Source organism: Amycolatopsis thermoflava N1165 (genome assembly GCF_000473265.1).
In the GTDB taxonomy this organism is placed as follows: Bacteria; Actinomycetota; Actinomycetes; order Mycobacteriales; family Pseudonocardiaceae; genus Amycolatopsis_E; species Amycolatopsis_E thermoflava.
In genome coordinates this window covers 948,448-967,644 of record NZ_KI421511.1, presented here as the reverse complement: position 1 = coordinate 967,644, position 19,197 = coordinate 948,448, and the positions used below count along the sequence as shown (strand labels likewise).

Sequence of the window (19,197 nt, the reverse complement as noted above, 5' to 3'; positions counted from 1 at the left end):
CACCGACTTTATTGTTCAGATAGTGAATGGTCAACCGTGCGCTGGGGTGACGTCGCCCCGACGTCGAGCAGTTCCCGCCTCACCGGCAGGACGGCCAGCATGCTCACCAGACAGACGACACCGATCACGATCGCGACCGCGGTCGAGGTGCCGAACCGGGCGTAGGACGACGCGGCCACCAGCGGGACGATGCCGCCGCCCACGATGGAACCGACCTGGAAGCAGATGGACGCGCCGCTGTAGCGCACGCTCGCGGGGAACATCTGGGTCAGCATGGCCGGCTGGGCGCCGTTGATGACCGAGTTCGCGGCTGTCATCAGCAGGAGCCCGGTGAACACCAGTGGCACAGCGGCGGTGTTGACCATCAGGAACATCGGGAACACCGCCACGGCCGCCAGACCGCTGCCGATGACGAACATCCGTTTGCGGCCGAACAGGTCAGCGGCGCGGCCCGCGAAGAGCATCATCGCGATCCACGGCAGGCTCAACACGACCGTGATCCACAACATCGTCCCGGACGACAGGTGCAACTGTTTGGTGCCATAGCTGACCATGTACACGGACAGGAACGTGCCGAGGGTGGGGCCGGCGAAGGAGAGCAGGCTGCCGGCGAGCAGTTGCAGCGGCGAGCGGCGGAAGACCTCCACGAGCGGCAGGCGCGCGATGTCGCGTGCCTCGCGTGCCCGTTCGAACTCCTCGGTCTCGGTGATGGACGCTCGCACGATCAGGCCGACCACGATGAGCACCCCGCTGAACAGGAACGGCAGCCGCCAGGCCCACGACTGCAGAGTGTCGTCGGAGAAGACCTGCGTCAGGAGCAGGAATGCCAGCTGTGAGACCAGGATTCCGGAGGGGATGCCGATCTGCGGGAAGGCGCCGTAGAGCGCCCGCCGGTTCGGTGGCGCGTGCTCGACGGCCATCAGCGCCGCGCCACCCCATTCGCCCCCGACGCCGATGCCCTGGACCAGGCGGAGCACGACGAGCAGGATCGGCGCCCACACGCCGATGGCCGCGTAGGTCGGCAGGAGGCCGATCAGCGTCGTGGCGACACCCATGGTCAGCAGGGACGCGACCAGCATCGCCTTGCGGCCGACGCGGTCGCCGAAGTGGCCGCTGATCAGCGCGCCGACGGGCCGGGCGACGAACCCGACCGCGAACGCGGCCAGCGCGGCGAGAGTGCCGCCGGCTTCGGAGAAGCCGGGGAAGAACTGCTTGCTGAACACGAGCGCCGTGGCCAGCCCGTAGATGTTGAAGTCGTACCACTCGATCACGCTGCCGATGTAGCTGGCGAGCGCGATCCGGCCCGGTCCTGGTTTGGTCGTCATGGGACACTCCTCCTTGAGCGATCCGCTGATGGGTCAGACGTTCAGTGCCGCCGCGACCTGCACGGCGGTGAGGGTGCGGCGCACGTCGTGGACTCGGACGCAGGCGGCGCCCGCGGCGGCCGCGAGCGCGGACACCGCCGCGGTGGCGGCGTCGCGGTCTCGCACGATTCCGAGGAACGACTTGCGCGAGGCGCCGACGAGAACCGGACGGCCGAGCACGCTCAGCGCCGGCAGATCCGCCAGTAGCTTCCAGTTGTGCTGGGATTTCTTCGCGAACCCGAACCCTGGGTCGATGATGATCCGTTCCCGGCGCACTCCCGCGGCGACCAGCGCGTCGACCCGTTCGGACAGTTCACCGACGACCTCGGCGACTACGTCGTCGTACACGGCGTGCTCGTGCATCCGGGAGCTGGGCGCCCGCCAGTGCATGGCGACGTAGGGCACGTCCGCCGCCGCGACACGGGAGGCCATGCGGGGATCGGCGAGTCCCCCGCTGACGTCGTTGACGATCGCCGCGCCGGCCTCCAGCGCGGCGTCGGCCACCTCGGCCCGCGTCGTGTCGATGCTGATCGTGACCCCCGCTGCGGCCAGGCTCCGGATCACCGGCAGCACCCGGCGTTTCTCCTCCGCGCAGGACACGCGCCCCGCGCCGGGCCGGGTGGATTCGCCCCCGACGTCGACGATGTCGGCCCCCGCCGCGGCGAGTTCCACGCCGTGTGCGATCGCCCGCCCGGTCGCCAGATAGCGGCCGCCGTCGGAGAAGGAATCGGGGGTCACGTTGAGAATGCCCATGACCAGGCACCGGTTGCGGGACGGCAGTCCGGCGGCGGCGGCGAGGTTCGCGGGGGCGCTGGTGGCCGTGGTCACTGGCCCGGCGCCGGCGGTGTGCCGTGGGTGTGGAAGGACTCGATGGTCTTCAGCCCCCACGCCTGACCCTTGGCCCGCTCGGCTTCGGTCCAGTCGATGGTGCGCCAGTCCGGGGCCAGCACGAGGCGGGCTCCGGCGTTGCACAGTTCGATGCGGTTGCCGCCGGGTTCGTAGACGTAGAGGAAGAAGGTCTGCTGGATCGCGTGCTTGTGCGGGCCGGTCTCGATGAACACACCCTGTTCGAGCGCGAGGTCGGCGGCGCGCAGGATGTCCGCCCGGCTGTCGGTGGCGAACGCGATGTGGTGCAGGCGGCCGGCGATCCCCAGCCGGTCGCGGGTGTACACCGCGTCGTAGCCCTTGTTCGTGAACGTGGTCCAGCTCCCGGCGACCGACCCGTCATCGAGCACGATCTGTTCGGTGACCCTGGCGCCCAGCAGATCACGCAACACGTCACGGTTGGCCTCGACGTCCACGCCGAGGAAGTTGACGTGGTCCAGCCGCCGGACGCAGACACCACCGCCCGGGTAGGCCTGTGCCTGGTTCTTCAGCGCCGGCCGGGTGTCCTCCTCGGGCTGGAACCACTCGGATTCGTGGTACAGACCGAACTCGTGCCCGTCCGGGTCGTGGAAGAGGTAGGTCGGCCCGTACCCGGGTTCGCCGTCGGTCCAGCCGATGCCCAGGCCCGCCTCCTTGATCGCCTCGACGCGCCGCTGGAGCGCATCCTCGTCGGCGGCGCGCAGGTGCGTGCGACCGATTCCGGCAGTGGCGCGCGGGGTGAGCGTGATCGTGTGGTGCTCGTAGTCGTCCCAGGTCCGCAGGAACACCGAGGAGCCCAGGGACCCGTGCGTCCTCATGCCGAGGTAGCGCGTGAAGAACTCGACGCTCTCGTCGAAGGCGGGGGTGAACAACTGGAGATGGCCGAGGTGGGCGACATCGTGGGCGGCCGGGTTTCGTTTCGGCACAAGGACTCCTTCTCGTGGTGACGGACGACGGTGGCGATGAGGGATCGGACGTGTGCCTGCGCGGCGAGCTCGGCGGCGACCGGGTGTCGACCGGCAACGGCCTGGACGATTGCGGCGTGCTCGCGCGCGGAGTCCCGGAGACGGCCGGGGCGCAGGGTCACGCGGAACCGCAGCCGGGCGACCCGGGCGTCCAGCCGGGCGACGATTCCGGCAGCCGTCGGCTGACGCGCCAGGCCCGCGATCAGGTCGTGGACTTCGTCGCCCAGCCGGAAGCAGTCGACCGGGTCGGCGCGGTCCGCGGCGGCAGCCAGACGGTCGCCGGCGGCGCGCAGGCGCCGGCGTTCATCCTCGGTCGCCCCCACCGCCGCGCGTGCGGCGAGAAGGCCGTCCAGCGCCAGCCGGCACTCCAGGATTTCGACCGCTTCGCCGACCGGGACCACCCGGACCCGGGCGTTGCTGCCGCGCACGCGGTCGATCAGCCCCTCGGCCGCCAATTCGTGCAGAGCCTGCCGGACACCGTTGCGCGTGACGCGCAGAGCCGTGGCGACTTCCTCGGCGACGATCCGTTGTCCCGGCGCGAGGTCTCCGGTCACGATCGCCCGGCGGAGGGAGTTCCGGACGTGGGTGGCGCCCGCAGCTCCGCCTCTCGCAGCGACGTCCATCGTCACCTCCACCGAGATTGTTGACAATCTTGCGGCCAATGTTGCTTCCGTGTAGCGTCTGTATAGCAGTCAGCGCGTCTGGTGTACAGACACCAGGCGGTCTCAGTGGAGAGGTGGCCTTAGATGAGTGCCGAGACGGTGGAACAGGGAATCCAGCGCGCGGGAGGAGCGGTCGAGCTGCTGCGGAACTCCCCCATCCGCCCGCACACGTTCCCGGTGACCGCGGAGTTCACCAACTGGCGCAGCGAGCAGCGGGCGTGGCGGGAGTCGTGCGCCCTGCTGGATCAGTCCCACCACATGACCGACCTCTACGTCAGCGGTCCCGACGCCTCGCGCCTGCTCAGCGACCTGGGGGTCAACAGCTTCGCGAAGTTCACGCCAGGCAAGGCCAAGCAGTACGTCGCGGTCAACCACGACGGCCGGCTGATCGGTGACGCGGTGCTGTTCCACCTGGAGGAGCAGCACTTCGATCTGGTCGGGCACCCGATGGTGCTGGACTGGGTGCAGTTCAACCTCGAAACGGGGAACTACGACGCGAGCACCGAACGGGACGACAACTCCTTCGACCGCGTCGCGGGACCGCCGAAGGTCTACCGGTACGAGCTGCAGGGCCCGACCGCGTCCGCGGTCATGGAGAAGGTGATCGACGGCCCGCTGCCGGACGTGAAGTTCTTCAACATGGCCACCTTCACCATCGCCGGGTGCACCGTGCGCGGCCTGCGGCACGGCATGGCGGGCCAGCCCGGCTACGAACTCTTCGGCCCGTGGGAGGAAGGCGACCGGGTCCGCGAGGCGATCCTGGCAGCCGGACAGGACTTCGGGCTGGTGCGGGTGGGTGCGAAGGCGTACTCGGCGGCGAACCTGGAGTCGGCGTGGATTCCCGCGCCACTGCCCGCCATCTTCTCCGGCGAGAAGATGAAGGCCTACCGGGAATGGCTGCCGACCACCGCGATGGGCTCGCTGGCCGGTTCGATGGACTCCCCGAACATCGAGGACTACTACGTCACCCCCTACGACGTGGGATACGGCCGGCTGGTGGCCTTCGACCACGACTTCGTCGGCCGCGAGGCCCTCGAACAGATCGCCAAGAGCCCGCGCCGGGAAAAGGTCACCCTCGTGTGGAACAGCGACGACGTCACCGACGCGATCGGCTCGCTCTACCGTCCCGGTCTGCCCGCCAAGTACATCGAGGTCCCCAAGGCCCGCTACGGACTGCACCAGAGCGACAAGGTCCTCGCCGGCGGCAAGCTCGCCGGGATCTCCATGGACGCCGGCTACCTGGCCAACGAGCACGTCATGGTGTCGCTGGCCACTGTGGACATCGAACACAGCAAGCCCGGCACCGAGGTGACCGTGCTCTGGGGCGAGGACCCCAACTCCGCCAAACCGCTGGTGGAGCAGCACAAGCAGGTCGAGATCCGCGCCACCGTCGCCCCGGCCCCGTACGTGCAGTTCGCCCGCGAGAGCTACCGCGCGCTGTGACGGAAACGACGACACACCGGCGGGCACCGCGCTCGGCGCGGGAGATCCTGCGCACCATCAGTTACGAGATCATGCCGTTCCGCGGCACCGAGGACGCGGTCCTCGAACACGTTCCCGTGGACGTGCCGCTGACTGTCACCGTGACCGAGGCGAAGGGCATCGAGGCCACCATCGGCCTGGCGGCGAACCTGACCGCGCGCGGCTACCGGGTCGCACCGCACATCGCGGCCCGCATGGTGAAGGACACGGCCCACGCCAAGGACCTCGCCGCACAACTCACCGAAACCGCGATCGACCGCGTCTTCGTCGTCGGCGGCGACGCACCGGTCCCGGCCGGCGAGTTCACCGAGGCGCTCGACCTGCTTCGCGTGTTCGCCGAGACCGCAGCGTTCACACGGACCGGGATCGGCGGCTACCCGGAAGGGCACGCCAACATCACCGATGCGGACCTGGCTGCCGCACTGGCCGCGAAAGCCCCGCTGGCCACGCACGTCATCACCCAGATCTGCTTCGACGCCAGGGCGACCGTGGACTGGGCCCGCCGCGTCCACCGCGACCACTCGGATCTGGACGTCGTGATCGGCGTGCCCGCCCCGGTGAGCAGGCAGAAACTCATGCGGATCGCGGGCGGCATCGGCCTGGGGCAGTCGGCGCGGTTCCTGCGCAAACAGCAGAACACGATCTGGAAGCTGATCCGCCCCGGCGGGTACCGCCCCGACAAGCTCCTGCGCGCCTTCGAACCCCACCTCGCCGCGCCGGACGTCAACATCGCCGGCATCCACCTGTTCACCTTCAACGAGCTGGCAGGCGCCGAAGCCTGGCGGCGATCACTGCTGGCCCGCCTCGACGCCGGCTGAAGGAGACAACCCCATGCACACCACGACCACCACCGGCGAGGGGCGACTGCTGGTGTCCGGAAAGGACGGACCCGGCATCGTCGCCGCCGTCTCGGCCATCCTCACCGGTCACGGAGCCAACATCGTCTCCCTGGACCAGCACTCCACCGGCCCGTCCGGTGGGCGCTTCTTCCAGCGGGCCGTGTTCCACCTCGACCGGCTCGCCGACCGGCGCTGCGCGCTCGAAGTGGACCTGCATCGCAAGCTCGGCGAGCGGTTCGAGCTGCACTGGTCCCTGGTCGACACCGCGGTCCCGAAACGAGTGGCGCTGTTCGCCTCGAAACTCGACCACTGCCTGCTCGACCTGCTGTGGCGGCACCGCCGGGGCGAGCTGCCGATGGAGATCACCCACGTGGTCTCCAACCACACCGACCTGGCCTGGGTCGGCGACCGGTTCGAGGTGCCCTTCACCCACATCCCCGTGCCGAAGGGCGCCAAACAGCAGGCCGAAGCCGCGCAGCTGGACCTGCTCAAGGGCACCGTCGACCTGGTCGTGCTGGCCCGGTACATGCAGATCCTCTCCGGCGACTTCCTCGCCGCGCTGGGCGTGCCGGTGATCAACATCCACCACTCGTTCCTGCCCGCCTTCGTCGGCGCCGCCCCCTACCGCAAGGCCAAGGAACGCGGCGTGAAACTCATCGGCGCGACCGCCCACTTCGTCACCGAGGACCTCGACGAGGGACCGATCATCGAGCAGGACGTCGTCCGCGTCAGCCACACCGACTCCACCGACGACCTCGTCCGCCGCGGCGCCGACGTCGAACGCCTCGTACTCGCTCGCGCCGTCAAGGCCTTCTGCGAAGACCGGATCATGCGCGACGGCAACACCACGGTGGTGTTCTGATGGGCGCCGGCCTGCTCGACGGCAAGCTGGTCGCCGCGAAGATCAAAGACGATCTCCGCCGCCGGGTGGCGGCTCTCACCGCGCAGGGGCGCACGCCCGGGCTGGGGACGGTGCTCGTCGGCGACGATCCTGGCAGCGTTCTCTACGTCGACGGAAAGCACCGCGACTGCCGCGACGTGGGGATCGAGTCGATCCGGGTCGACCTGCCCGCGACCGCGACGCGGGCGGACGTGCTCGGGGCGGTCGAGCAGCTCAACGCCGATCCCCGGTGCACCGCCTACATCGTCCAACTGCCCCTGCCACCCGGACTCGACGAGTTCGAGGTCATCGAGCGCGTCGACCCGGCCAAGGACGCCGACGGGCTGCACCCCGCCAACCTCGGGCGGCTCGTGCTCGGCGCGGACGGGCCGTTGCCGTGCACCCCGGCCGGGATCGTGGAACTCCTCCGGTGGTACGACATCCCGCTCGCCGGGGCTCGGGTGTGCGTGATCGGCCGCGGCATCACCGTCGGCCGGTCACTGGGCCTGCTGCTCACGCGGCGCAGCGAGAACGCGACCGTGGTTCTCTGCCACACCGGAACCCGGGATCTCGCCGCCGAGGTGCGGGCCGCCGACATCGTCGTCGCCGCCGCCGGCGTGCCGGGACTGGTCCGGCCGGACATGGTCAAACCGGGCGCCGTACTCGTCGACGTCGGCGTCACCCGGGGACCGGACGGCAAGGTCGCCGGCGACATCGACCCCGCCGCGGGGGACGTCGCCACCTGGCGTTCCCCCAACCCCGGCGGCGTGGGGCCGATGACCCGCGCGATGCTCCTGGCCAATGTCGTCCACGCCGCCCAGCGGGCGTCCGGCTAGCCCACGCCCGCTGCGGTGAGCCTCGCTCGCCGCAGCGGGCCCGGATGAGATGCTGTCACCATGACCACCAGGCCTGACCACCTGGGAGACCTGCTCCAGCCCGAGAACAGGGCCGCACCGGCGTACCCCATCGCGTCGGTCGACAACACCCTGCGCATCCTCCTGCTCCTGCGCGACCGCGGCACCCTCACCCTCGCAGACGTCGCTACCGAACTCGGCATCGTCCGCTCCAGCGCCCACCGGCTGATGGCCATGCTCACCTACTACGACTTCGTCCGGCAAAGCCCGGTCGACCGGTCCTTCCACATGGGCCCGGCGCTCATCGACGTGGGCCTCACCGCCGCCCGCACCCTCGACATCCGGGCACTGGCCCGCCCGATCCTCACCACACTGGCCGAGTCCACCGGGATGACCGCCCACCTCGTCCTCCCCCGCGGCCGGGAGGTCCTCTTCGCCGACGGCGTCGAAAGCCGGCGCACCATCCGCGCCGCACTCCGCACCGGCACGACGCTGCCCGCCCACGTCACCGGCGCAGGCAAAGCACTGCTCGCCACCCTCACCGACGACCAGCTCCGCCGGCTCTACGCGGACACCCCGCCCGAAGCCCTCACAGACCGCTCCCTCTCCTCACTGACCGCCCTCCTCCGCGAAGTGACCCACATCCGCCGCGCGGGTTACGCGATCAACGACGGGGAAAGCGAAACCGGGGTCCTCGCCATGGGAATCGCCTGCGTCGTCCCCGAAGCCGACATCCGCGCCGGTCTCGGCGTGTCCGGCCCAGCTTCCACGACGGACGACAGCTGGGAGGCCCGCATCGCGCTCGCACTCCAAGACGCCGCGGCGGAGCTGGCCAAACAGGTTCAGACCTATCACCTGTGAATGACGGCTCGTTCGCACCCGCGAGGTCGTCAGAAGCCGGAACGGCGCGATGCCGCAGCTGGCGCACCGTAGGATCGCTTCTCCGCATCAGAACGGCCGTCTCGGCGACGGTCGGGCCGGACACCGTCAGCCTTCCCTTCGCACTGGGCAACCGCATGTGGCGGGTCAGCGCCGCGCACGAGGTTCACACGCCCATCGCCCGCTGCCGGCTCCAGGTATGCGGTCGTGTCCCGCAACCGGCTCCACGACCTTCATCCTCGCTTCAGGAGAACGGGAGCGACAGTAGGAGGCAGCTCGCCCCCGCGACCAGGGCCGACATCGGCAGGGTCAGGATCCACGCGGTCACGATGTTGCCTGCTACTCCCCAGCGAACGCCGGACAGCCGCCGCGTCGCGCCGACACCCATGATGGCCGAGCTGATCGTGTGCGTCGTGGACACCGGTGCGTGCATGCCGATCGCCATGACGTACAAAACGGTGGAGGCGGTGGTATCGGCCGCGACACCCCGGGCCGGGTCGAGTTTGATCACCCGGCGGCCGAGCGTGCGCATGATCCGCCAGCCGCCGGAATACGTGCCGAGGGCGATCGCGGTCGCCGCGGCCAGCTTGACCCACAGCGGCACGTCCTGACCGGTGTGTAGGCCGGCCGTGACCAGCGCGAGCACGATCACGCCCATCGTCTTCTGGGCGTCCTGCAGGCCGTGACCGAACGCCAGCGCCGCCGCCGACACCGACTGCCCGGCGCGGAACCGGCGGTGGACGGGCGTCGGTGCGCTCCGGCGGAACAGCCAGAGAATCCCGACCATGACGGCATAGGCGAGGCAGAACCCGACCAACGGTGAGATGACCATCGGCAGGATCACCTTGGTCACGATGACCGACCAGTGCACGGTCACCGACCCGACGATCGCCGCGCCGATCAAGCCGCCGATCAACGCGTGGGACGACGAGGACGGCAGGCCCAGCCACCAGGTGATGAGGTTCCACACGATGGCACCGAGCAGGCCGGACAGCACGACGATCATGCCCTGCGAGCTCTCCGGCGGCGTGATGATGCCATTGCCGATGGTGCCGGCGACCCCCTCCGAGACCAGCGCGCCGACCAGATTCATCACCGCCGCAAGCAGCAGCGCCGTCCGCGGGGTCAGCGCGCGGGTGGACACCGAGGTGGCGATGGCGTTCGCCGCGTCATGGAACCCGTTGGTGTAGTCGAACGCGAGCGCGAGCAAGACCACCGCCACGACCAGGGCCAGCTCCACGTCAGGACTCCTTGACGGCGATCTGCTCGACGATATTGGCCACGGTTTCGAACGAGTCGACAGCGGCCTCGAGTTGTTCGATGACGTCCCGCAGGCGCATCACGGTCAGGGCGTCGTAGGAACCGGAGAACAGGTTGGCCAGGCTCTTGCGGTAGATCTGGTCCCCGACGTTCTCCAGCCGGTTGATCTCGATCCAGAAGTCCTCGAGATCGTGCATGCTCCGCAGCCTCGGCATCGCGGCCGCGGTCAGGTCAGCCGCATGGCGCAGGACCTCGACCTGGTCCGCCACCCCGGGTGGCAGCTCGGCGATCCGGTACAGGTAGAGGTAGTCGACCGCGGCATCCATGTCGTCCATGACATCGTCGAGCCCCGCGGTGAGCCGGTACATGTCCTCGCGGTCGAAAGGCGTGACGAACGTGGAGTTCATCTTCCGCACGATTTCGTGGGTCACGTCGTCGCAGCGATGTTCGGCTTCCTTCATCGCGCGCGCGGTCGCCGCCCGGTCGCCGGATTCGTCGAGTGCGTCGGTGAGCAGCCGCGCACCCTCGACGAGGTGGGCGGCGGACTTGGCAAACAGATCGTAGAAGCCGGTATCGGCCGGAATAAGCCTGAATGGCACGGTGGTCCCCTGTTCGTGAACTGTGGACGAGGTCGCGCGAGTCCGTCCCGTCGCGGGCGGACGGGTGTGGCAGAGCGCCGTTGCCCTGCCACACCGGTTCTCAGCCGCCGCTGATCACGGAATCGGCGGCGAGGGCGGTGGCCCGTTTCTCCAGAGTTCCCTGAAGGGTGGCCGCCTCGCTCTGGACGTTCTTGCTCGCGTTGGTGTTGAGGTTGTAGGAACTCACCAGAGCCGACAGCGCGCTTTCGGCTTTGCCGTCGGCGAACACAAGTGAGTACACCTGCCGGTACTGCTCCTCGTAGACCTGCTTGAACTCATCCGAAGCCAGGAACCGCTCCTTGAGCTTGTTGCCGCCCATGAGCCCTCCCCCGGCCTGCATGCCCTCGGGGAGCTGCATCCCCTGCGGAGGCTCGTTGCCCGCCCCACCGGCGTTCGGCTGCCCCCGGCCACCGCCGAAGCCCATGCTGATCGAGTCATGCGGACCGGCGGTGGCGTCGCCGGTGAAGGTGAGGTTCATGTCCCAGCCGATGACCGTGAACTTCCGGGTTCCGAGGTCGTACCACAGGTAGTAGTTCCGTCCGGGGCCCGCCATGTCGTCGCCGTTCAACACGATGTTCTGCAGCGCCAGGTAACGCGCGAACGACTCGACGTCGACTCGGTCGGCCAGTCCGGCGGCGAACTCCTCGTCGGAGGACTGCTCCACCCACCGGATCAGCTCGATGACCGGCTGCACGTCCGTACCGCCGATGTTGTTGATCTGTTTGAAGTCGTCGCTGTACTCAGTCTGGTCGCCACCTTGGTAGGTGAACTGACTCGAAGCGAGCGACTTGTACAGCACCCCGTTGCCGAGATCCTCCGCATAACCCTCGTCGAGGTACTCGACGAGCAGCCGGGGAGTCGACGTCCGGTCGTTGACGGTGAACCCGGAATAGGCGAACTGTTGCGCGGGCTCCCCGGAGGCGTCCACAAGCGACATCGCCAGCGACTCGTTGAGCTGGGCGGAACCCTCGCCGCTGCCGGGGCGGACGGCGATCTGCGTATGCCCCTGGTACCGGCGTCCCTCCACGTACTTGTCGAAGCTGATCAGCCAGGGAAGGCTCTCCGGCTCCTCGGCCTTGAGCTCCGTACCGATTCCGCCCATGCCGCCCGCCATTCCGCCCTGCGGAGGGCCGCCCTGCTGCGGGGCGCCCTCGGGCAGCTGCATCCCGGCAGGGGGCTCACCACCTTGCCCGCCACCGAAGCCTCCGCTCTGGCGCCGCTCGCCGTTCCACGTCAGCGACGCCAGAGTGGAGTTGCCCTTGAGCCGGATCCCCACGTTCTCGATCCGGGTGCCGTCGATGACGACCGTCGCGGGGATGTAGTCCTTCTCGCCGGTGTCGAAGTACTCCTGCAACATCTTCTGGTAGTTGGCGTCATTGAACTCGATGCGCACGTCGTGCGCGGTCGTGGTGTCGAAGAGGTCCTTCGTCCCGGCGATGTCCTCCGTGACCTGGACGGGGGCGTCCTCGGCCTTGGACGTGGTGTACGGACGGATCATCCCGGAGCCGAACACACCTGCGAGCACGACCACGAAGACGCAGGTTCCGGCGACGAGCTTCCAGTAGTGGCGGAGCCGGACCGGGATGCGGTGCCGGAAGCGCCTCCGGACAGGATTCCGTGTGGGCGGGCTGGGCACGGCAACGCCTCACAGATCGGTCTGGTCGTAGCCGGTCAGCACGGTGACACCTTGTCCGCTGTTGTACTGACGCAGGTCGGAGATCAGGTCACCGGGCTCTCGGCCCTTCTTGATCCGCACGGTGTACATGAGCTCGGTGAGCGCACCACCCCGGATCGACTCCATACTGACCAGCTCGAACTCCTCGGTGTGCCGGATCAGGACATCGGAGATGACGTGGGTGTTGTCCCCGTCCGCGGGCACCTGCACCTTGACGACCTGGCGCTGGACGTTGAGCTGGAACCAGTTGAACCGGTACATGAGGAAGATGACGACGGAGATCGTCACGGCCGCGACAGCCGCGAGGGTGTAGAAGCGGGTGCCGACAGCCATCCCGACCGCCATCACGAGGAAGATGAACCCGACGTCCCGGGTCTCCTTGATCGCGTTGCGGAACCGGATCACCGACAGGGCGCCGACCAGCGCGAAGGCGCGGGCGATGTTCGATCCGACCACGAGCATGATGACCGAGATCAGCATGCCCAGAATGACCAGGGTCTGGACATAGGACTGGCTGTAGGACACGTTGCGGTGGGTGGACCGGTACACCCACCCGATCATGACGCTGAGTGCGAACGAAAGCGCGAGGGAGATCGCGACGTCCAGGACGCTGAAGGTACCGGTCAGGTCCTCGAAGCTGAGATTCATCGGGGTCGTGCCTCCGCGTGAGCAGTGGTGTGGTCGAAGGTGGGGTCGTCGGCGTACTCGTCGACGGGAACGTGGAAGACGGAGCGGGGCGCGCCGCCGAACGCCTCCACGCTTTGGCAGTACTTGGAGATCCGGACCACCTGCATGTTGTGGTCCGCCGCCAGATCCGTGAGCCAGTAGGGAACCCGCTCGTTGGCCTTGATCTCGACGATGGCCTTGCTGGGCGGCACGATGAACCGGTTCGTCGCGTCGCTGGCGAGGTGGAAGTCCCGCTCGCGGCCGCGGACGCGCTGGTCGATCGTGACCCGCAGGCCGAGGTCGGCGTCCCGGCCCAGGTAGGCCTGGCGCTGGTACCCGGTCATGGCGGTGGGCCGCAGGTTCAGCCGGTGGACCAGGTCCAGAACCTCCTCGACGAACCCGCGGTCGCCCGGCTCGCAGCCTGCGGGCTCCTTGCCCGCGCACAGGCTCAACGCCTCCCGGTACGGCAGCGGGATGCGACGTTTCTGGGTCACCCGGTTGACCCGCTGCTTGATCTCGACGTAGACCGGCGTGTCGCCGGTGACCTCGAACCGGTCACCGTAGTGCCGGAGGCGGAGTTTGCGCCGGAACTTCAGACCCTCGATCTTCTCCCAGTAGAAACGCAGCTGAGGCGTGTCGTAGTAGGTGCTCCAGACGCCGTAACCGGTGGTGTCGCTGTGCGGGTCCCGGTCCAGGCGCTGCTCGAGCGCGGGCAGGATGCGCTGGACGTCGGCCACCGGCACGAGGTACTTGATCTCGTACCGGTTGAAGCTGCGCAGCGAACCCGGTCCTCGCAGGGCGTGCCCGGCGTTGTTGGCCCGCTCCGTCTCACCGCCCGGACCGAGAGGCGCAGGCGCGGGCGCGGGCGGGCCCTGCTCAGCGGCAACGGCCGCAGTTCGTGATCGGAATAGCATGGTCCTCCTCTCTGTCGGAGGACATGTCACACGAACAATGTGGGAAGTTTGTGTGAACTCAACCTGAGCGCCGGGGTGTCCGGACCGGGGCTCACCGGTCGGCGGCCCCGGGTCCGGACACGGGCAGCACCACTCGGAACGTCGTTCCGGAGCGCTGGGAGCTGGCGACCGAGAGCACCCCGTCGTGCGCTTCGACCAGGGCCGCCGAGATCGCGAGCCCCAAGCCGGAGCCGCCCGGCGACCGGGCGGGATCAGCCCGGTAGAACCGGTCGAAGACGAACGGCAGGTGCTCCGGGTCGATCCCCGGCCCGTCGTCGTGCACCTCGACTAGCGCGACAACCGTATCCGGCGGGATGGGGCCCCCGACGCCCGCCGGGTCACCGCTCGGCACCTCCGAAGCCAGCATCCGGCTGACCCGGACCTCCGCGTCGGCGGGAGAGTGGACGAGCGCGTTGGCGACCAGGTTCGCGACGACTTGGTGCAGCCGCTGCTCGTCGCCCAGGACACGGACCCGCTCGCCCGGCGTGTGCAAGCTGACCGTCCGCTCCGGATGCCGGGCGCGGGCACCGCCGACGACGTCCTCGGCGAGGTCGCACAGGTCGATCTCGCTGAGGTCCAGCCCGGGTTCGCGGTCCAGGCGGGCCAGGAGCAGGAGGTCTTCCACCATGGCGCCCATGCGCGTCGCCTCGTCCTCGATCCGCCACAGGACCCGTTCCGCGGCGGGATCTCGTGTCGCCCCTCCGTGGCGGTACAGTTCGGCGAATCCCCGGATGGACGTGAGCGGTGTGCGCAGCTCGTGCGAGGCGTCCGCCACGAAGGTCCGCAACCGCCGTTCCGAGGACTCGAGGTCCCGCAGCGCCTGAGCCAGGCGCGCCAGCATCGTGTTCAGCGCGCGGCCCAGCTGCCCGGTCTCGGTGTGCGGGTCGGTCTCGGTCACCCGCAGCTGGACCTCGCCCTCCGCGATGGCCGTGGCGGTGTGCTCGATCCTCGTCAGCGGCCGCAGCCCCAGCCGGACCACGATCCGGCCCACCGTGGCGACCAGGCCGAGGATCAGCGCACCCACCGCGAGCTCGATGAGCAGAAGCCGGCTGACCGTGTCCTCCTGCGACTCGAGGGAGACCGCGACAACGGCCCGTTCCCCGTCCGGGGTGCGCAAGGCCATGGCACGCCAGTTCGCACCGCCGGCACGGTCCGGCACCGTCACCGGCTCCGTCGACGAGCTGAGCACGAGGTCGGTGGACACGGCAGGCCCCTCGTCACTGTTGCCTGGCTCCGCCCACCGCAACTCGCCGGACTCGCTGTACACCTGCAGTGAGTACTCGGTGGGCAGCTCCGATCCTCCGGTGGGCGGCGCCAGCCATCCCTCGCGGAGCACCGCGGCCATACGCGTGAGCTGCCCGTCCGCGCGCGCGGTCATGGACGCCTCGAGCAGAAGCACACTGCTCACCGAGAACGCCGCCAGGCCGACCGCGCACAGTCCCAGAGCCGCGGCGAGTACCCGCCGCCGGAGGGACCAACGCCGACGACTACGCATGAAGGATCGCACTGTCGCCAGGGAAGCTCAGCGGCGTCCGTTCGGCGCACGCAACGAGTAGCCGACCCCGCGAAGGGTACGGATCAGGGGCGTACCGTGGGCGTCGATCTTGCGGCGCAGGTAGCTGATGTAGGAGTCGACGACCCGGCTCTCCTCGCCGACCGCCCGGTCCCACACCCGGTCCAGGATCTGCTGCTTGGTGAGGACCTGCCCGGCGTTCACCATCATGTACCGGAGCAGCCGGAACTCGGTAGGTGACAGGTCCAGCTCCCGATCGCCGCGCCGCACCAGCTGGGTGTTCTCGTCGAGCACGAGATCCGCGTAGCGCAGCACCCCGTCGGCATCCGGTTCCTCCGGGAGGCTCCGGCGCAGAATCGCCCGCAACCGGAGCACCACCTCGGTCAGGCTGAACGGTTTGGTCACGTAGTCGTCGCCACCCGCCGTCAGCCCGGCGATACGGTCTTCCACCGTGTCCCGCGCGGTGAGAAAGAGGACGGGCAGCTTCTCGCAGGCCGCACGGAGCCTCCGGGCCACCGTGAAGCCGTGCACATCGGGTAGTCCGACATCGAGCACCACGATATCGGGCGGGCGCCCGGTCACCTCGTCGAGCGCACGACCACCGCTCGAAACCGCACACACCTCGAAACCGTTCACCGCGAGAGCGGAACAGAGCAACTCCCGGATGTTCGGCTCGTCGTCCACCACGAGCACTCGCGGCTTCCCATCCCCACTTTCGGACCGTTTGCCCACGGTCGTTTTCTAGTAGTGAAACCTGTATACAAGCTGTGAATAGCCCGTGAACGGCACCTGAACACCACGAGACCAGCACTGGTCGCACTCCCCTCCCCAGCGACGCGGGTTGGTTGCGAGACCCAGCTCGGCGTGCGGCCTCCGGGAACACCGGCGCGGGTGGCCGACACCAACCCCCGCACGGCCGGCCGCCGAACGCCGCCGGAACCACCTCAGCGCAGGTCGAGCACGAGTTTGCCGGCGGCCGTCCGGTCCGCCAGCGCGCCGAGCGCGTCTGCGGCCTCTGCCATCGGGTACACGGTCGGCTCGGCAGCGGTGAGCGTGCCGTGCTCGAGCAGCGGGTACAGCTCGTCCCACTGCCGCCGCAGGGAGACGGGCTCCTGGCGGAGCATCTCGCCCCAGCCCGCACCCAGCACGGAGGTGTTGTTCAGCAGCAGGCGGTTCACCTTGACCGTCGGGATCGAACCGCCTGTGAAGCCGAGCACCACGAGGCGCCCCTCGGGCGCGAGGCTGCGCAGGCTGTCGGTGAACCGGTCGCCGCCCACCGGGTCGAGCACGATGTCGACCCCGCGCCCGCCGGTCCACCGGCGCACCTCGTCCAGCCAGCCGTCCACGAGCACGACGTGGTCGGCACCGGCCGCGGCGGCCACCTCGGCCTTCCGCGCGTCGCTCACGACCGCGACGCTCCGCAGGTCCCATGCCCGGCACAGGTGCAGCGCCGCGACGCCCACTCCCCCGGCGGCACCGTGCACCAGCACCGTCTCCCCCGCCCCGGCCTTCGCGCGGCGCCGCAGCGCGAAGTGCCCGGTCAGGTAGTTCAGCGGGAGTCCGGCGGCCGCCTCCAGCGAGACCGCGTCCGGCAGCGGCAGCACCCGCTCCGGCTCCAGAGCGACCACCTGCTGCCAGGTGCCTTCGAACGACAGCACCGTGACCCGCTGGCCCGCCCGCAGACCGCTGCCCGGCGGGGCGGCGCGGACGACGCCCGCGCCCTCCGCCCCGGGCACGAACGGCAGTGGCCGTCTCACCTGGTAGAGCCCCTGCGTCTGCAGCAGGTCGGGGAACGACACACCGGCCGCGACGAGATCCACCACCACGCCACCGGCTTGCGGCTCCGGCAAATCCACCAGCCGCAAGCCCTCCGGCCCGGTGAGTTCCGTGAGCTGAAGCGCGCGCACGGTCAGCGCGGGGCCATGCGGATGGCGCCGTCGAGCCGGATGGTCTCGCCGTTGAGCATCGGGTTCTCCACGATGTGCCGGGCCAGCGCCGCGAACTCGGTCGGATCGCCCAGCCGCGAGGGGTGCGGCACCTGCGCGCCCAGCGACGCGATCGCCTCCTCCGGCAGGGTCGCGAACAGCGGCGTGTGGAACAACCCCGGCGCGATCGTCACCACCCGGATCTTCAGGCTCGCCAGATCCCGCGCGATCGGCAACGTCATCCCGACAATGCCGCCCTTGGACGCCGAATACGCCGCCTGCCCGATCTGCCCGTCGAACGCCGCCACGGACGCGGTGTTGACGATGACACCGCGCTCCTCACCCACCGGCTCGGCCTTGGCGATCCGCTCCGCGGCCAGCCGGATCACGTTGAACGTGCCCACCAGGTTGACATTGATGACCTTGACGAACCCGTCCAGCGGGAAGGCGCCCTGCTTGCCCACCGTCTTGTGCGCGTTGCCGATGCCCGCGCAGTTCACCACGATCCGCAACGTGCCCAGCGCCTCCGCCGCGTCCAGCGCCGCGGACACCTGAGCCTCGTCGGTCACGTCGGCCGCGGCGAACACCACCCCGTCGCCCAACTCCTTGGCCACCGCCTCACCCTGCGACGAGGGCAGATCCACGATGACGACATTCGCGCCCTTGCCGTGCAGCTCCCTGACCGTCGCCAGCCCGAGCCCCGACGCGCCACCGGTCACCAGCGCGACCGCGTTGCCGACCTCCATGTCACAACACCCCTTTCAGTTCAGCACGCCGGCCAGCCGGCCGGCGATGAGCTCGCGCGCCTCGGTGACGATGCGCTGGATCAGCTCGGCGACGGTGGGCGCGTCGTTGATGATGCCCTGCACCATGCCCGCCGACCAGATACCCAGTTCGAGGTCGCCCTCTTCGAACACCTTGCGGCCGCGGGCGCCGGCGACCAGGTCGCGCACGTCTTCGAACTTCCCGCCCCGGTCCAGGATCCCGACCACCTCGCGGGAGACCGAGTTGCTCGCCACGCGGGCGGTGTTGCGCAGCGGGCGGAAGATCAGCTCGGTGTCCCGCTCGGTGCCGGCGACCAACTGCCGCTTGACGTTCTCATGCACCGGGGCTTCGGCGGTGGCGAGGAAGCGGGTGCCCATGTTGATGCCGTCCGCGCCCAGCGCCAGCGCCGCCACCAGACCCCGCGCGTCACCGAACCCGCCCGAGGCGATCATCGGGATGGTGATCTTCTCCGCGGCGGCCGGGATCAGCACCAGACCGGGGATGTCGTCCTCCCCCGGGTGCCCGGCGCACTCGAAACCGTCGATGGAGATGCCGTCCACGCCCAGCTCCTGGGCCTTCACGGCGTGGCGGACGCTGGTGCACTTGTGCAGCACCTTGACCCCGCCCGCGCGGAAGGCGGGCAGGTGCTCGGCCGGGTTGAATCCCGCGGTCTCCACGACCGGGACCCCGGACTCGACGATCACGTCGCGGTACTCGGCATACGGCGGCGGGGGATCGTGGGCGGGATGGTCAGGTTGACACCGAACGGCTTGTCGGTCATCTCCCGGCAGCGCGCGATCTCCTTCGCCAGATCCTCGGGAGTCGGCTGGGTGAGCGCGGTGAGGAACCCGAGCCCGCCCGCATTCGCGACGGCCGAGGTCAGCTCCGCGCGGCCCACCCACTGCATCCCACCCTGCACGATCGGGTACTCGACCCCGAAGACGTCGCAGAACCGCGTGCGCACCATTGCAGAAGTCCTCCTGATCACGAGTCCAGGAGAACCATAGCGCCCT

General features: G+C 69.4%; 18 protein-coding genes and 1 pseudogene. 5 read left to right on the top strand and 14 right to left on the bottom strand.

Features of this window, described 5'->3' with window-relative positions; translation table 11 throughout:
* Nucleotides 1-8 precede the first annotated feature (8 nt).
* From AMYTH_RS43980 to AMYTH_RS51160, 4 genes are all read right to left on the bottom strand, one after another.
* Entirely contained in the window at nucleotides 9-1,325 is a 1,317-nt protein-coding gene (locus AMYTH_RS43980) for an MFS transporter (RefSeq protein WP_037322268.1), read from the bottom strand.
* A 33-nt stretch (nucleotides 1,326-1,358) separates the two neighbouring features.
* Complete coding sequence (gene folP, locus AMYTH_RS0104830) at nucleotides 1,359-2,117, bottom strand: dihydropteroate synthase (RefSeq protein WP_084022814.1); 759 nt, start codon at nucleotides 2,115-2,117, stop codon at nucleotides 1,359-1,361.
* 71 nt (nucleotides 2,118-2,188) lie between these two features.
* Nucleotides 2,189-3,154 carry a VOC family protein gene (locus tag AMYTH_RS0104825; protein WP_027929332.1) on the bottom strand — a complete coding sequence of 322 codons (966 nt, stop codon included), beginning with the start codon at nucleotides 3,152-3,154 and terminating at the stop codon, nucleotides 2,189-2,191.
* A complete protein-coding gene (locus AMYTH_RS51160) occupies nucleotides 3,043-3,816 on the bottom strand; it encodes a GntR family transcriptional regulator (RefSeq protein WP_157360539.1) in 774 nt (257 codons plus the stop codon). The genes AMYTH_RS0104825 and AMYTH_RS51160 overlap by 112 nt, the downstream gene beginning before the upstream one ends.
* A gap of 123 nt (nucleotides 3,817-3,939) precedes the next feature.
* On the opposite strand from AMYTH_RS51160, the gene AMYTH_RS0104815 reads away from it, so the two are divergent.
* The 5 genes from AMYTH_RS0104815 to AMYTH_RS0104795 are packed head-to-tail and all read left to right on the top strand — an operon-like array spanning nucleotide 3,940 to nucleotide 8,771.
* Nucleotides 3,940-5,298: a glycine cleavage system protein T gene (locus tag AMYTH_RS0104815; protein WP_027929330.1), complete on the top strand. Its 1,359-nt coding sequence runs from the start codon at nucleotides 3,940-3,942 to the stop codon at nucleotides 5,296-5,298.
* Nucleotides 5,295-6,155 (top strand): methylenetetrahydrofolate reductase, encoded by an 861-nt coding sequence (locus AMYTH_RS43975; protein WP_051362541.1) that lies wholly within the window; start codon nucleotides 5,295-5,297, stop codon nucleotides 6,153-6,155. Before AMYTH_RS0104815 ends, AMYTH_RS43975 begins: the two co-directional genes overlap by 4 nt.
* Before the next feature lie 13 nt (nucleotides 6,156-6,168).
* Nucleotides 6,169-7,038, top strand: coding sequence for a formyltetrahydrofolate deformylase (gene purU, locus AMYTH_RS0104805; RefSeq protein ID WP_027929329.1), 870 nt, complete (start codon nucleotides 6,169-6,171; stop codon nucleotides 7,036-7,038).
* Complete coding sequence (locus tag AMYTH_RS0104800) at nucleotides 7,038-7,892, top strand: bifunctional methylenetetrahydrofolate dehydrogenase/methenyltetrahydrofolate cyclohydrolase (protein WP_027929328.1); 855 nt, start codon at nucleotides 7,038-7,040, stop codon at nucleotides 7,890-7,892. The genes purU and AMYTH_RS0104800 overlap by 1 nt, the downstream gene beginning before the upstream one ends.
* Before the next feature lie 60 nt (nucleotides 7,893-7,952).
* Nucleotides 7,953-8,771, top strand: coding sequence for an IclR family transcriptional regulator (locus tag AMYTH_RS0104795; RefSeq protein ID WP_051362540.1), 819 nt, complete (start codon nucleotides 7,953-7,955; stop codon nucleotides 8,769-8,771).
* Nucleotides 8,772-9,033: 262 nt separating this feature from the next.
* Here AMYTH_RS0104795 and AMYTH_RS43970 read toward each other — a convergent pair whose 3' ends face one another.
* The 10 genes and pseudogenes from AMYTH_RS43970 to AMYTH_RS43965 all read right to left on the bottom strand — a co-directional run bounded on the left by AMYTH_RS43970 (nucleotide 9,034) and on the right by AMYTH_RS43965 (nucleotide 19,151).
* Entirely contained in the window at nucleotides 9,034-10,029 is a 996-nt protein-coding gene (locus AMYTH_RS43970; RefSeq protein WP_037322266.1) for an inorganic phosphate transporter, read from the bottom strand.
* Between the two features lies 1 nt (nucleotide 10,030).
* Complete coding sequence (locus tag AMYTH_RS0104785; protein ID WP_027929326.1) at nucleotides 10,031-10,648, bottom strand: DUF47 domain-containing protein; 618 nt, start codon at nucleotides 10,646-10,648, stop codon at nucleotides 10,031-10,033.
* Between the two features lie 100 nt (nucleotides 10,649-10,748).
* Entirely contained in the window at nucleotides 10,749-12,218 is a 1,470-nt protein-coding gene (locus tag AMYTH_RS0104780) for a CotH kinase family protein (protein ID WP_209440746.1), read from the bottom strand.
* 114 nt (nucleotides 12,219-12,332) lie between these two features.
* Nucleotides 12,333-13,010: a DUF4956 domain-containing protein gene (locus tag AMYTH_RS0104775; RefSeq protein WP_027929324.1), complete on the bottom strand. Its 678-nt coding sequence runs from the start codon at nucleotides 13,008-13,010 to the stop codon at nucleotides 12,333-12,335.
* Nucleotides 13,007-13,942: a polyphosphate polymerase domain-containing protein gene (locus AMYTH_RS0104770; protein WP_027929323.1), complete on the bottom strand. Its 936-nt coding sequence runs from the start codon at nucleotides 13,940-13,942 to the stop codon at nucleotides 13,007-13,009. The genes AMYTH_RS0104775 and AMYTH_RS0104770 overlap by 4 nt, the downstream gene beginning before the upstream one ends.
* Before the next feature lie 91 nt (nucleotides 13,943-14,033).
* A complete protein-coding gene (locus AMYTH_RS0104765) occupies nucleotides 14,034-15,389 on the bottom strand; it encodes a sensor histidine kinase (RefSeq protein ID WP_167344569.1) in 1,356 nt (451 codons plus the stop codon).
* A gap of 114 nt (nucleotides 15,390-15,503) precedes the next feature.
* The gene (locus AMYTH_RS0104760; protein WP_027929321.1) at nucleotides 15,504-16,187 is read right to left on the bottom strand and encodes a response regulator transcription factor; all 684 of its coding nucleotides are present in this window, start codon (nucleotides 16,185-16,187) and stop codon (nucleotides 15,504-15,506) included.
* A 251-nt stretch (nucleotides 16,188-16,438) separates the two neighbouring features.
* On the bottom strand, nucleotides 16,439-17,350 hold the full coding sequence (locus tag AMYTH_RS0104755; RefSeq protein ID WP_323807225.1) for an NADPH:quinone oxidoreductase family protein: 912 nt from the start codon (nucleotides 17,348-17,350) through the stop codon (nucleotides 16,439-16,441).
* A 53-nt stretch (nucleotides 17,351-17,403) separates the two neighbouring features.
* A complete protein-coding gene (locus AMYTH_RS0104750; protein ID WP_027929319.1) occupies nucleotides 17,404-18,165 on the bottom strand; it encodes a 3-hydroxyacyl-CoA dehydrogenase in 762 nt (253 codons plus the stop codon).
* 15 nt (nucleotides 18,166-18,180) lie between these two features.
* Nucleotides 18,181-19,151: pseudogene (locus AMYTH_RS43965) on the bottom strand (NAD(P)H-dependent flavin oxidoreductase).
* Nucleotides 19,152-19,197: the final 46 nt, after the last annotated feature.

Bases quoted from the DNA above. Each gene is read 5' to 3' on its own strand.
- AMYTH_RS43980 (WP_037322268.1), bottom strand. From the start codon at position 1,325: ATGACGACCAAACCAGGACCGGGCCGGATCGCGCTCGCCAGCTACATC.
- folP (WP_084022814.1), bottom strand. From the start codon at position 2,117: ATGGGCATTCTCAACGTGACCCCCGATTCCTTCTCCGACGGCGGCCGC.
- AMYTH_RS51160 (WP_157360539.1), bottom strand. From the start codon at position 3,816: ATGGACGTCGCTGCGAGAGGCGGAGCTGCGGGCGCCACCCACGTCCGG.
- AMYTH_RS0104815 (WP_027929330.1), top strand. From the start codon at position 3,940: ATGAGTGCCGAGACGGTGGAACAGGGAATCCAGCGCGCGGGAGGAGCG.
- purU (WP_027929329.1), top strand. From the start codon at position 6,169: ATGCACACCACGACCACCACCGGCGAGGGGCGACTGCTGGTGTCCGGA.
- AMYTH_RS0104800 (WP_027929328.1), top strand. From the start codon at position 7,038: ATGGGCGCCGGCCTGCTCGACGGCAAGCTGGTCGCCGCGAAGATCAAA.
- AMYTH_RS0104795 (WP_051362540.1), top strand. From the start codon at position 7,953: ATGACCACCAGGCCTGACCACCTGGGAGACCTGCTCCAGCCCGAGAAC.
- AMYTH_RS0104775 (WP_027929324.1), bottom strand. From the start codon at position 13,010: ATGAATCTCAGCTTCGAGGACCTGACCGGTACCTTCAGCGTCCTGGAC.
- AMYTH_RS0104770 (WP_027929323.1), bottom strand. From the start codon at position 13,942: ATGCTATTCCGATCACGAACTGCGGCCGTTGCCGCTGAGCAGGGCCCG.
- AMYTH_RS0104750 (WP_027929319.1), bottom strand. From the start codon at position 18,165: ATGGAGGTCGGCAACGCGGTCGCGCTGGTGACCGGTGGCGCGTCGGGG.